The sequence below is a fragment of the Stenotrophomonas sp. CFBP8980 genome (assembly GCF_034046095.1).
GTDB lineage: Bacteria > Pseudomonadota > Gammaproteobacteria > Xanthomonadales > Xanthomonadaceae > Stenotrophomonas > Stenotrophomonas lacuserhaii.
In genome coordinates this window covers 520,673-534,151 of the sequence record NZ_JAXCXF010000001.1, presented here as the reverse complement: position 1 = coordinate 534,151, position 13,479 = coordinate 520,673, and the positions used below count along the sequence as shown (strand labels likewise).

General features: G+C 66.7%; 8 protein-coding genes. 6 read left to right on the top strand and 2 right to left on the bottom strand.

What is annotated here, in order from left to right; genetic code table 11:
* Positions 1-83 precede the first annotated feature (83 nt).
* The gene (gene rhlB, locus SOM47_RS02515; protein WP_042612689.1) at positions 84-1,823 is read right to left on the bottom strand and encodes an ATP-dependent RNA helicase RhlB; all 1,740 of its coding nucleotides are present in this window, start codon (positions 1,821-1,823) and stop codon (positions 84-86) included.
* Positions 1,824-2,347: 524 nt separating this feature from the next.
* On the opposite strand from rhlB, the gene trxA reads away from it, so the two are divergent.
* The 6 genes from trxA (at position 2,348) to SOM47_RS02485 (ending at position 12,534) form a co-directional block, all read left to right on the top strand.
* Positions 2,348-2,677, top strand: a complete 330-nt coding sequence (gene trxA / locus SOM47_RS02510) for a thioredoxin (RefSeq protein ID WP_042612690.1) — start codon at positions 2,348-2,350, stop codon at positions 2,675-2,677.
* Positions 2,678-2,903: 226 nt separating this feature from the next.
* Entirely contained in the window at positions 2,904-4,685 is a 1,782-nt protein-coding gene (gene rho, locus SOM47_RS02505; RefSeq protein WP_320504658.1) for a transcription termination factor Rho, read from the top strand.
* 301 nt (positions 4,686-4,986) lie between these two features.
* The gene (locus tag SOM47_RS02500) at positions 4,987-6,000 is read left to right on the top strand and encodes a LacI family DNA-binding transcriptional regulator (RefSeq protein WP_320504657.1); all 1,014 of its coding nucleotides are present in this window, start codon (positions 4,987-4,989) and stop codon (positions 5,998-6,000) included.
* 317 nt (positions 6,001-6,317) lie between these two features.
* On the top strand, positions 6,318-9,308 hold the full coding sequence (locus SOM47_RS02495; RefSeq protein WP_320504656.1) for a TonB-dependent receptor: 2,991 nt from the start codon (positions 6,318-6,320) through the stop codon (positions 9,306-9,308).
* A gap of 6 nt (positions 9,309-9,314) precedes the next feature.
* Positions 9,315-10,346, top strand: a complete 1,032-nt coding sequence (locus tag SOM47_RS02490) for a cupin-like domain-containing protein (RefSeq protein ID WP_414715745.1) — start codon at positions 9,315-9,317, stop codon at positions 10,344-10,346.
* Positions 10,347-10,965: 619 nt separating this feature from the next.
* Positions 10,966-12,534, top strand: coding sequence for a sensor domain-containing diguanylate cyclase (locus tag SOM47_RS02485; RefSeq protein ID WP_320504655.1), 1,569 nt, complete (start codon positions 10,966-10,968; stop codon positions 12,532-12,534).
* A 108-nt stretch (positions 12,535-12,642) separates the two neighbouring features.
* On the opposite strand, the gene SOM47_RS02480 is transcribed toward SOM47_RS02485, so the two are convergent.
* Positions 12,643-13,395: an energy transducer TonB gene (locus tag SOM47_RS02480; RefSeq protein WP_320504654.1), complete on the bottom strand. Its 753-nt coding sequence runs from the start codon at positions 13,393-13,395 to the stop codon at positions 12,643-12,645.
* Between the last annotated feature and the right edge of the window lie 84 nt (positions 13,396-13,479).

Genomic DNA, 13,479 nt, shown 5'->3' with positions numbered 1-13,479 from the left:
GTGTGGGAGCTGGTGACGCGGGGCCCGCGGTTCGCAAAGCGAACCGGGGGAGCGACAGCGCGAATGCGATGCCGCTTACCCGCTTACCCGCCCGCCAGCATCCGGCGGATCTTGCGGCCGATGCGGGTCAGGAAGGAGTCGCCCGGGTCCGCACTGCGGACCGGCTTGGCCACCACCTGCACCGGTGCACCCTGCGCCGTGGTTGCGCCCTGGGGATTCGTTCCTTCGGCACCTTCCAGCGGACGGCCGTTGCGACGGCGACGGCGCTTGCGCGGCTTGCGCTCGCCGTCCTGCATTGCAGGATCCTGCGCGACAGCAGCGTCGGCACGCGGCGGGCGCGGTGCCTGCACGGCATCGACGGGGGCGGTGGCAGCGGCCTCGCCATTACCGGCGACAACGGCAGCTTCGGCTGCAGCGACCACTTCGCCTTCCACGCGCGGCTTGCGCGGCGGACGCGGGCGGCGCTCGCCGCTACGCTCGCCACTGCGTTCGCCGCGGCCAGCCGACGGCTTGCCACCACGACCGCCACCACGACGCTCTTCTTCGGCGGCACGCGCTTCGCGCGCTTCCCGGAAGATCTGGCTGACGCTTTCGTTCTCGTCGCCTTCCTCGCCCGGCGCAGGCGGCGCACGTTCCGGACGCGGCAGCGAGGTCAGCAGTTCGGCGGTCACCGCTTCGACCGGGATCTTCTGGTCGATATAGGCCTCGATGTCCGGCAGGCCCATCGCATAGCGTTCGCAGGCGAAGCTGATCGCATCGCCTTCCTCGCCCAGGCGGGCGGTGCGGCCGATGCGGTGCACGTAGTCTTCGGCGTCGAACGGCAGGTCGTAGTTGTAGACGTACTTGATGCCGTCGATGTGCAGGCCGCGGGCGGCCACGTCGGTGACCACCAGGATTTCCAGCTGGCCTTTCTGGAAGCGGTTCAGCAGGCTTTCGCGCTTCTTCTGCGGAACATCACCGGACAGCACGCCGACGCGGTAGCCGGAACGTTCCAGCGCGCGCGCGACGCGCTCGACGAACACCTTGGTGTTGACGAAAACCATCGTACGCGCGCCTTCGCTGCGCGACAGCAGGCCCAGCAGCAGCGGGATCTTCTCTTCGTCGGCCGGGAAGTACATGCGCTGGCGCACGCGGGCGGCGGTGATGGATTCGCTCTCCACCACCATCTTCTGCGGCTCGTTCATGTGGTCATACGCCAGCTCCAGCACGCGGTGGCTGAGCGTGGCGCTGAACAGCAGGGTCTGCCGGGTGGTGCGCTCGGGCATGCGGCGCAGCAGGAAGCGGATGTCCTTGATGAAGCCCAGGTCGAACATGCGGTCGGCTTCGTCGAGCACGCAGATTTCGCAGGCATGCAGCGAAACCACCTTGTGCTGCTTGACGTAGTCGATCAGGCGGCCGGGGGTGGCGATGATCACGTCCACGCCCTGCTGCAGCAGTTCGCGCTGCTTGTCGTAGTCCACGCCGCCGTACACCAGCGCGAAGCGCAGCCCCAGGTCCGAACCCAGCTTCACCGCATCCTTGTGGATCTGGATGGCCAGTTCGCGGGTGGGTGCCAGGATCAGCGCGCGCGGATCTTCCGGCTTGCGGTCGGCCAGTGCCGGGCGGGTCAGCAGGCGGTTCACCACCGCGACCAGGAAGGCCAGCGTCTTGCCGGTACCGGTCTGTGCCTGGCCTGCGACGTCGCCACCGGCGAGTGCGACCGGCAGCGTCAACGCCTGGATCGGGGTGCAGCGGGTGAATCCGGCTCCTTCAAGACCGGCGTGCAATGCCGGATGCAGATCGAAGGAGGAAAAGGTCAAATCGGTCAGCGGTTTGTCGCTCATGTGTCCGTCTTGGTCTGGCCGCCACCTGCAATCGGGCGGCTCGGCGTCATCTGGGGGCTCCGTCGCAAACTGCGGCCCCTGCGGCGGGTCGGCGGGCCTTGGAACCCTCGGGTCCCTTGCCGCTCAATGAAGCAGTTTAGCGTAATCAGGCCAGCAACCGGGCCCGTGCGTCTCACGGGCCGCGGAGACTCCCGGCCGATCGCGCATTCATCCAGGCCACCGCACGCTGAATCGTTGCCGGAGCGTCCCTTGTGCGGTGTCAGCAGGACCCTATCCCATAGGCGTGGACAGTGAAATCCGACACATTCCGTCGGTCATGTTGATCGCGATACGCTGGGTTCCAGCCGCCCCCTGTCTCCCTGTGCCGATAGGGGTAAACTGCCGGCCGTGAGCGTCCAGGCATCCTGCCCAGCGCACCGTGGAGCCTGCTCCACCAGGCAACGACGAGGGTTGCGCCACTCTGGTCCAGCCCAGTTCACCCACCTCCGGCCCCAGCCGGGTGCCCCACAAGACGAGAAACCAAGATGAGCGACAACGTTGTACATGTCAGCACCGCTGACTTCGAAAGCACCGTACTGAACTCCAAAGAGCCGGTCCTGGTTGATTTCTGGGCCGAATGGTGTGGCCCGTGCAAGATGATCGCACCGGCTCTGGACGAACTGGCCGTGGCGTACGGTGGACGGGCGAAGATCGTCAAGGTCAACGTCGACCACGAGCGCGACCTGGCGGTGAAGTACCACGTCCGTTCCATTCCCTACCTGGTCGTCTTCAAGGACGGTGAGAAGGTCGGTGAGCAGGTAGGCGCGGTGGGCAAGGCCCAGCTGGCTGGCCTGCTCGACAAGGCGCTGGCCTGAGGCCTGTGTTTCCTGGCAGCCGGTGACGCCGGCTGCCTGCAGCCCCTGCGCTGCCTGAATGTCGCGGCATCGCGGTGCTTGCAAGGCGCCGCGCGCCGGTGATAGTGTCGGCACATCCGGTCCGCGTTCGCGTGCCGCACCCGCTGGATGCAGTTCACTCCAGACCCCATCCCTTCGTTCGCCGCCCCAGCCGGGCGCTCGCACCTTCAAGCGAGGAATAACGCTCTTGTCCGATACCACTTCTGAAACCGGCAGCGCTGATGCGCCCGCCGAAAAGCGTGTGCGCAAGCCGCGCGTGACCAAGGCCGCCGCACCCGCGTCCGCCGAAACCAGTGCCCCGGCACAGGCCGGCCTGCCGCTGGCCAATGCGCCCGAAGCACCCCGCCCCACTCCGCCCCCCGCACCCGCTGCGGCGGCGCCGAGCGCGCCCGCTGCCGATGCACCCGCCGCCAACGGCGGTGACGGCAACGAAGGCCGCGAATCCGGCCAGGGTCGCCCGCAGCAGAACAACAACCAGTCCGGTGGCCAGCAGAACACCGCAGGCGGCCAGAACCAGGGCCCCTACCAGGGCAACCAGCAGAACAACCCGCAGGGTCAGGGCAATCGCCGTGACCGCTTCCGCAACCGACGCGACCGTGACCGCCCGGCACGTGGTGGTGGACGCGACGATGGCATGCCGCAGGACAACAACGAGCAGCAGCCGTTCGTGCGCACCACCCAGCCGAACGTGCCGGAAGGCTTCCCGGTGTATTCGCTGAGCGACCTCAAGCGCATGCCGGCGCAGAAGCTGCTGGAAATCGCCGAGCAGCTGCAGATCTCCGAAGGTGTCGCCCGTGCCCGCAAGCAGGACGTGATCTTCGCGCTGCTGAAGGTGCTGACCCGCCACGGTGATGGCGTTGCTGCCGACGGCGTGCTGGAAATCCTGCCCGACGGCTTCGGCTTCCTGCGCGCGGCCGAAGCCAGCTACCTGGCCGGTCCGGACGACACCTACATCTCGCCCAGCCAGATCCGCCGCTTCAACCTGCGCACCGGCGACCACCTGTCCGGCCGCATCCGCTTCCCCAAGGACGGCGAGCGCTACTTCGCGCTGTCCATCGTGGACACCATCAATGGTGAGCCGCTGGAAGCATCCAAGAACAAGGTGCTGTTCGAGAACCTGACCGCCCTGTTCCCGCGCAAGCGGTTCACCCTGGAACGCGGCAACGGCTCGTCCGAAGACATCACCGGCCGCATCCTCGATCTGATGGCACCGCAGGGCAAGGGCCAGCGTTCGCTGATCGTCTCCCAGCCGAAGGCCGGCAAGACGATGATGATGCAGCAGGTGGCCACGGCCATCACCACCAACCATCCGGACGTGCACCTGATCGTGCTGCTGATCGATGAGCGCCCGGAAGAAGTGACCGAAATGCAGCGCACCGTGCGCGGCGAGGTCATCAGTTCGACGTTCGACGAGCCGGCCGCGCGCCACGTGCAGGTTGCCGAAATGGTGATCGAGCGGGCCAAGCGCCTGGTCGAGCACAAGAAGGACGTGGTCATCCTGCTGGACTCGATCACCCGCCTGGCACGTGCCTACAACAACGTGGTGCCGAGCTCGGGCAAGGTGCTGACCGGTGGTGTGGATGCAAACGCGCTGCACCGTCCGAAGCGCTTCTTCGGTGCGGCACGCAACGTGGAAGAAGGCGGCAGCCTGACCATCATCGCCACGGCGCTGGTCGACACCGGCAGCAAGATGGACGAGGTGATCTACGAAGAGTTCAAGGGCACCGGCAACAGCGAAGTGCACCTGAGCCGTCGCATCTCTGAAAAACGCGTGTTCCCGGCGATCGACATCAACCGTTCGGGTACCCGTCGCGAAGACCTGCTGATCGAACCGGAACTGCTGCAGAAGATCTGGATCCTGCGCAAGCTGCTGCATCCGATGGATGAAATGGCCGCGATGGAGTTCCTGCTGGACAAGATGAAGAACACCAAGTCCAACGACGAGTTCTTCGGTTCGATGAAGCGCTGAGTTCCTGGCGCCGGACGATCCACGACGAGGCCCCGCATTGCGGGGCTTTGTTGTTTCCGGGGCGGGGCCGGGCAGGAGCCGGCTGCGTGCCTGCGACGGGTGGGCGGGCAGACAGTATCCGTACGCCGCCAGAAGCCGGCTCCTTGGTAGCGCCGACCCATGGTCGGCGAGCGCAGCGGGCCTGGCAGGGACATGGCTGCCGGCAACCGTGCTGCGCTGCGCCGTGGCAATATCCGCCCGACGCTGCACCATCGCTCGGCGCGCACTGGCCGCCGCTGGCACATCGAGGACCACCTGCATCATGCGTAGTCGAATCGAAGACGTCGCTGCGGCGGCGGGAGTCTCCATCAAGACCGTGTCGCGGGTGCTCAACAACGAGCCCAACGTGCGTGAGCAGACCCAGTCGCGGGTGCGCGAGGCGGTCGCACGGCTCGGCTACAAGCCCAATCCTTCCGCGCGCAGCCTGGCTGGCCAGCGCTCGTATTCGCTGGCGCTGGCCTACAACAATCCTTCGCGCAACTACCTCATGGAGATCCAGAACGGCATGCTGGATGCCTGCCACGGCAACCACTACAACCTGCTGCTCGGCCCGGTGGGGATCGGCCGCCATGCCCTGCCCGACCTCAGCGCGCTGTTCGACAACTCACGCCCCGACGGCGTCGTGCTGATCCCGCCGCTGAGCGATGATCCGGTGGTGCTGTCCTACCTGCAGGAACATGACATTCCCTTTGCCAGCATCGCCCCGCGTGACGCCACCGGCGCCATCGGGGTGCGCATGGACGAGACCACCGCCGTAGTGGAGTTGATGCGCCACCTGGTCGCGCTGGGCCATCGGCGCATCGGCCACATCAAGGGACCACGGGCACACGGCGCCTGCCAGTGGCGCCACGCCGGGTATCGCGCGGCGCTGCGCGAAGCCGGCATCGCCTACGATGCCGCGCTGGTGGTCGGCGGCGAGTTCTCTTTCGAATCCGGCATCCCGGCCGCACACCGCCTGCTGGACCTGGCCGATCCGCCCACGGCGATCTTCGCGGCCAACGATGACATGGCGGCGGCCGTGTACCGGGTCGCCGGTGGCCGCGGCCTGCAGGTCCCCCGCGATCTGTCCGTATGCGGTTTCGATGACACCCCGATCGCGAGCCATATCTTCCCTGCGCTGACCACGGTGCGGCAGCCCACTGCAGAAATGGGCCGGCTGGCGACGCTGCAGCTGCTGGAGCGCATCCGCTCGCCGGGCGCCGGCAGGATGATCACCCTGGACCATGCTGTGCTGGTCCGCGAATCCACGGCCGCACCTCGCAAACGCAGGCGCTGAGCGCCCGGTGACGGCGCGTTTTGTCGAGCGCTGTCAGTGTTAGCGCTACCCACCCTGCGCAGAACCGTTCCGCATCGCAACACGATCATGCGCGAGGCGCCGCGCATGCCCACCGCCTACGCGCGGGCTGATGACACTGCAATGACAAGGCTTCCGGGACCTCCAGCACCCTCTCCCCGGGATCCGCCCGACCACCGGCGGAGACGGTTTGTTGACAACGCTGTCAACGCATCCCCAAATCGCTCCCGTCATGTAGTTGCCGCGCTCCAGCCGAAGTCAAACCCGCTGTTTCCGCACTCCCTGGGGAGGGATCCGCAATGAGGATGTACAAGGCCGTACCCCGCAAGACACTGCTCACTTCCGCGTTGCTGGCGGCCATCGCCGGCCCCGCCTGGGCGCAGGACGCTGCCACCGCCGCACCCACCGACCCGGCCACCCTGGACACCGTGCAGGTGACCGGCATCCGCGGCAGCCTCACCTCGTCGATGAACCTCAAGCGCGACAGCCAGGGCGTGGTGGACGGCATCGTGGCCGAGGATATCGGCAAGTTCCCCGATACCAACCTGGCCGAATCGCTGCAGCGCATCAGCGGTGTGTCCATCGACCGCACCTCCAGCGGCGAAGGTTCCAAGGTCACCGTGCGCGGCATCGGCCCGGACTACAACCTGGTGCTGCTCAACGGCCGCCAGATGCCGGCCTCCAACCTGGGCAACGGCGGCGGTGGACTGTCCGGCTCGCGCTCGTTCGATTTCGCCAACATCGCCTCCGAATCGATCTCCGCAGTGGAGGTCTACAAGACCACCCGCGCCGACAACCCGACCGGCGGCATCGGTGCGACGATCAACATCAAGACCCTGCGCCCCCTGGAAGCGGCACCGGTGGTCAGCCTCGGCATGAAGGCGGTGCACGATACCTCCAACGACAACGTACCGCGCACGCTGCAGGGATCCAATGTCACCGGTGAGCTGTCCGGTGTTTTCAGCCAGACCTACGCTGACGGACGCTTCGGCGTGGCGCTCAGCGCCAGCCACCAGGAACGCGATTCCGGCTTCAACCAGGCCACCGTGGCCGAAGGCTGGGCGACGCTGCGCGGTGACGACACCAGCGACTGGCGCGCACTGCCGCAGCCGGGCACGGGCTATTCGGACCGCATCACCAACCGGCCAGGTGCCGATGATATCTACGGCCGTCCGCAGAACACCGCGTACAACGTCAACGCCGTGCAGCGCCAGCGCACCAACGGCCAGGCCACGCTGCAGTGGAAGCCGCTGGACAACGTCACCACCACGCTGGATTACACCTATGTCGAAAACAAGGTGCAGCAGCAGCGCAGCGAACTGTCGGTGTGGTTCAACTACGGCCCCGGTGACAGTACATGGACCAATGGCCCGGTTGCCGCCCCCATCGTGTACAGCGAGGACGTGGTGAACGGCGACGTGGCGATGGGCGGCATGAAGCTGGCTACCCGGAACAGCATGGATTCGCTCGGCTTCAATGTTGACTGGGAAGTCAACGATGCACTGGACATGTCCTTCGACTACCACCGCGCCAGTGCCGAATCGCAGCCCGACGGCCCCTATGGCTCGGCTGGCGTGCTCGGCGTGGCGGCGTACGTGCGCGGCACCACCACGGTGGATTACAGCGGCGACCTGCCGATCATCAACATCGCGTTGCCGCCGGGTGGGGTGCAGGCCGCCGATGCACTGGTCACCGGTTCGGTATTCCAGAACAGCTACAACAAGTCGGAAGTGGAACAGCTGCAGGCCAAGGGCGTGTTCCGCTTCGCCGACTATTCCGCGCTCGATTTCGGCGTGGGCCACACCCAGGTGGACAACCGCTCGGCGGCGGCCATCCAGCAACGCGACAGCTGGGGCGGCGTCGGTACGCCGGCGGACTACGACGACAGCATCTGGTACGCCGATGACATGGGCAAGTACTTCAAGGCGTTCTCCGGCCACGACGATCCGCGCCTGACGGGCCAGTTCCTTGTGTTCGATTTCGACCGCCTGCGTGACCGGGCGGCGCAGGTAGCCAATGGCGCCGAGCCGGCCTGCCCGACGTGCTATCTCGCCCCGACCGAGTACTCCGAGGACATCCGCACCACCGAAAAATCCAAGAGCGCCTACCTGCAGTACCGCACCACCTTCGACTGGAACATGCCGCTTCATGTCGCCGCCGGCGTGCGCTATGAGCAGACCGAAGTGGAGTCGTTGGCGCTGGTGCGCGTGCCGACTTCGATCAGCTGGAACTCCCTCAACGAGTTCAACATCACCTACGCCGACGACGGCGCGTTCATCGGCGGCCAAGGCAAGTACGATTACGTGCTGCCCAATGTCGACCTCAAGCTGGACATCAACGAGTCGCTGGCACTGCGCGGCAGTTACAGCCGCAGCCTGGGCCGTCCGGGGTGGACGCAGATCGAAAGCGGGCAACGCCTGGACAACATCGTGCGCACCCAGGGCGGCACCGGTTCGCGTGGTAATCCGGCACTGGAGCCGTTGCTGTCGGACAACTTCGACCTGTCCCTGGAGTGGTACTACGGTGAGGCCAGCTACGCCTCGGTCGGCTTCTTCCGCAAGAACATCAAGAACTTCATCAGCAACACCATCGCCCGCGAAGATGCCGGCAACCTGCACACGCCGGTCGGCGGTGCGTACTGGAACGAAGCGCTGGCGTCGGGCTGCGTCACCACCGACACGGTGTGCATCCGCAATTACATCTTCACCAACCATGCCGGCGACCCGGGCGTGGTTTCCACCGGCGTCAACTCGGCCGGCCAGCAGACCGGCAGCATCGTCGGCCAGCCGGGGGATCCCATCGCCGGGTTCGACATCACCCTGCCGGCCAACCAGCGCTCGGATCATCTGGAAGGCTGGGAGGTGGCGGTGCAGCACCTGTTCGGCGAGTCCGGTTTCGGTGTCGCGGCGAACTACACCAAGGTGAAGTCCGGGCTGACCTTCGACAACCTGAGCCTGGGCGACCAGTACCCGATGGTCGGCCTGAGCGATTCGGCCAACGCGGTTCTGTTCTATGACAAGAACGCATGGCAGGTCCGGGCGGCCTATAACTGGCGCGACAAGTTCCTCAACGGTATCGGTGGCCAGGGCCCGAACCCGAACTACACCGAAGCTTATGGGCAGCTTGATCTGAACATCAGCTACGCGGTGAGCGAACAGCTGACGCTGAGCGTGGAAGCGATCAACCTGACCGACGAGACGATGCGCACCTACGCACGCCACAGCAACATGCTGCGGTATGCCACCCAGACCGGTCCGCGCTACATGTTCGGTGTGCGCTACAAGTTCTAAGTGGCGATGACCCTGCCCCCACCCCGCCCCATCGACGAGGTCCAGCTCGCGGACCCTGCGGCACTGCCTGCCGCGCTGCGTAGCTGGACCACGCCGAAGGTGGTGCGGGGGTTGGCCGCCGGGTGGCCGCTGGTGCAGGCCGCCCGGCACGCCGACACCGCCGCGGTGGACTACCTGAAGCGGTTCGACCACGGTGGCATGCCGGTGACCGCCACCACGGCGGCACCCGGCACGCAGGGCCGGGTGTTCTACAACGACGACCTCACCGGCTTCAATTTCCGTCGCGAACAGGTACCGCTGCGCGTGGTGCTGGACACCCTGCTCAAGTACCGCAGCGAAGCGGACGCACCGACCATCTATGTTGCATCCACCACGCTGGACACCTACCTGCCTGGCCTGCGCGAGGAGAATCCGCTGTCGTTGGGCCAGGCCGATCCACTGGCCAGCATCTGGATCGGCAACCGCTCACGGATCGCCGCGCACCATGATGCGCCGGACAATCTCGCCTGCGTGGCGGCAGGACGGCGACGGGTCACGCTGTTTCCTCCCGGCCAGGTCGGCAACCTGTACGTCGGTCCGCTGGACTTCACCCCCGCCGGACAGGCCATCAGCCTGGTCGACTTCGCCGCACCGGACCTGCAGCGGTTCCCACGCTTCGCGCTGGCCATGCAGGCGGCACAGAGCGCCGTGCTGGAACCGGGCGACGCGGTATTCATTCCGGCCCTGTGGTGGCACCACATGGAAGGGCTCGAGGCGTTCAACATCCTGGTCAATTACTGGTGGCGCCCGGTAGAGGCATGGCGCGATGCGCCGATGAACGCCTTGATGCTGGCCCTGCTGGCGATCCGTGACCTGCCTGTGGAACAACGCGCGGCCTGGCAGGCGATGTTCCAGCATTACGTGTTCGACGCAGATGACCAGGTTGCCGCACACGTGCCGGAGCATGCGCGTGGCGTGCTGGGCGAGCTGGACGAGGCATCCGCCGCGCGGCTGCGCGAAGTGCTGCGCACGCGGTTGCTGCGGGGGTCGAACGGGTGAACCCCCTCGCGGGTGGTTGTTGTTTGAAGCCGCAGCTGGGGGTGGGCCGGGCGGGGAGGCTATGCGGGGCACGGGGACACGCCATCGCATTCGCGCTGTCGCTCCCACGCTTTGCTGCGCAAAACGAGGGCCCCGTTTCACCACCACCCACACCCCGCCGCTTCGCGGCCGCCCCTGACTCAGGGGCTCCCTCCACCCGACACGCTACGGCGCTCTGGTAGCGCCGACCCATGGTCGGCGGAATGTTCCCGCCAGCGGCCCGCTGCGCTCGCCGACCATGGGTCGGCGCTACCAAGGCCGCCATGAACCTGACGAAGGTGGGGCGGGGTGGGTTGGCGGGGGCGTAGAGCGCCATGGATGGCGCGAAACGAGGCCCGCAGGAGCGGCTCTTGCCGTCCCCCGCCAACCCGCCCCGCCCCGCCATCCCAGGGCCCTGCAGCCCTTGACGTTGACGTTGACGTTGCTCACGCTCCGCACGTGACCCGTCTCTTTCAGCGATAATGCCCGCGCAGTCCCCACCGAACCGTGCGCAGGCTGCTGCGTGCGGGCGCCGTCCCGCGCTGGCGTACCCTCCGGACAGACCGGTCGGGCCAGCATCAGAACTGGCTGACCTGCCCGCATGCGCTCGCTTTCCAAACGCCTCAACCTGGGTTCACTGATCCTTGCCCTGGCCCTGCTCAGCACCGTGGTGGCGCTGGCCAACACCCTGCTGGCCAGCTACCGCGTGCAACGTGACCAACTGGTCAGCAGCACCTTGGAAGCGAACCGGGTGTACGCCAACAAGCTGGCCGAAACCACCCAGAACTTCGTGCTGTCCTCGCAGCAGCAGTTGGCCTATACCGCGATGCTGCTGGGCCGGGAGGGCCTGCAGGACCGCCGTGCGCAGGACGAAGCCACGCGCCTGCAACTGCAGACCAACAGCTTCAACTCGATACTGATCGTCGACCACACCGGCCTGGTCCTGGCCACCTCGCCACAGACGTTGCACCTGAAGGGCGATACCCTGCGCAGCGAAGGCAACCGCATCGCGCTGGAGCGCCGCCAGCCCATGGTCAGCGATCCCTACGAATCGGCCACCGGCAAGCTGCTGGTCGCCATGTCGCATCCGGTGTTCGACGGGCAGGGACACTACCGCGGCTACGTCAGCGCGACCATCTACCTGCGCCAGCGCAGCATCCTGCAGAGTCTGCTGGGCACGCACTACTACCGTGACGGGTCCTATCTGTACGTTGTGGATCGCAATGGCCGGCTGCTGTACCACGTCGATCCCGAACGGGTCGGCGCGTACGCGCCGGGCAACCCGGTGATCGAAGCGGTGTCACGCGGGCAACGGGGCTCGGCGCAGGTCAACAACAGCCGTGGCGTTTCCATGCTTGCCGGCTACGCGCCGGTACCCGCCACCGGGTGGGGCGTGGTAGCCCAGCGCCCGACGGCGGCCACCCTGCAGCCATTGTCGCAGGTGATGTCATCGATCATCTGGCGCGCGATCCCGCTCGGGGTACTTTCGCTGCTGGTGACCTGGTGGTTCGCGCGGCGCATCTCGCTGCCGCTGTGGCAGCTGGCGCGCAACGTACAGGAAGGCGACACCGGCCGCGCGATCTCCGACGTGGGCGGCATTCGCGCCTGGTATTTCGAAGTAGCCCAGCTGAAGCAGGCCGTGCTGTACAGCTTCACGGCGCTGCAGGACCGCATCGGCACCCTCAACCGGGCCAGCCGCACCGATCCGCTGACCGGGCTGCTCAACCGCCGTGGGCTGCAGCAGGCGCTGGAAACCTGGAAAGCGCAGGGGCAGTCCTTCGCGATCCTGGCGTTGGACATCGACCGTTTCAAGGTCATCAACGACCAGCATGGCCATGCGGTTGGCGATCAGGTCATCAGCCACATCGCCGAGCAGATGCGCCGCTACTCACGCGATGGGGACGTGCTGTGCCGCAATGGCGGCGAGGAGTTCCTGATGCTGCTGCCCACCACCGACGCCGACGATGCCCTGCTGATCGCCGAGCGGCTGCGGCAGCAGATCGCAACCCAGCCGCTGGACCCCGTGGGCCATGTCAGTGTCTCGGTGGGCGTCGCGCATTACCCCACCTTCGATGCCGACGCCGAGCAGGCCCTGCGCATGGCCGACAAAGCGCTGTACATGGCCAAGGAACAGGGCCGCAACCGCAGCGTAACCTACCCCTACCGCTGACCCCGGTAGCGCCGAGCCATGCTCGGCGAGCGCAGCGCGCGGCCTGCACGAGACCGCGCGTTGCCGGAACGGAGAGCCGCCGAGCATGGCTCGGCGCTACCGCCGCCGTCAGCCCTGCAGCGGCGTCAGCAGCTTCGGTCCATTGTCGACCCCGACCATGTAGACCCCACCATCGGGCAGCATATCGGGGGCATCATCGGCGGCCACATCCTTTACGCTCCACGGCGCGCTCTGCTTCGGGCCCGGAATGTAAACCTGCCATTTGCCGTAGCGGTCCCCGTTGCCACCGTAGAAGAAACGCACCGGCACGCGTACCGTCCAGAACGGATCGTCGACACTGGCGCCGGTAGACGGTGCGATGAAGGCCCACTTCCGCGCAGCGGTGACCGCACTGCGCGCCATCACGTCACGCATCCGCTGCATCGCGCGCGTCGACCCGGCCACGTAGGCGTTGACCTGTTCGGCGATCACATCGTCGACCGTGCCGTCGCGCGCCACCCGCAGCAACAGCTGGACCTCGCCCGCACCGCCCATCTCAATCAGTTCGCGCGGGAAGGATGGCGGCGGCATGCGATCAATGGCCACCGCGTCGGTCGCTTTGGGATCGAAATTACGGAAATTGGCGCTGCTCAGCACGACGTCCATTCCATCACCGGACGCTCGCCGGGCCACCAGCCGCAGGTTCACCGGCGTCTTCGCCGCAACCGCCCTGCCCTCGCGCAGCACCGGCTCGAACCGCCACCTGGCGACATTCTGCTTAAGGAAATCCTGGATGTAGGGCTCGATCCTGTCTTCATTCTTGAGCGTGAAGCCTTCGACCGAGCCGTCCGGCGCGATGTCGATGCTGCCGCTCAGGACCATGCTGCCTTCGGTCTGCGCACGGGCCGCGCGCGCGTTCTGCGCATTGGCATCCACGGGACCCAGCGCACCACCGGCGCCCAGTGC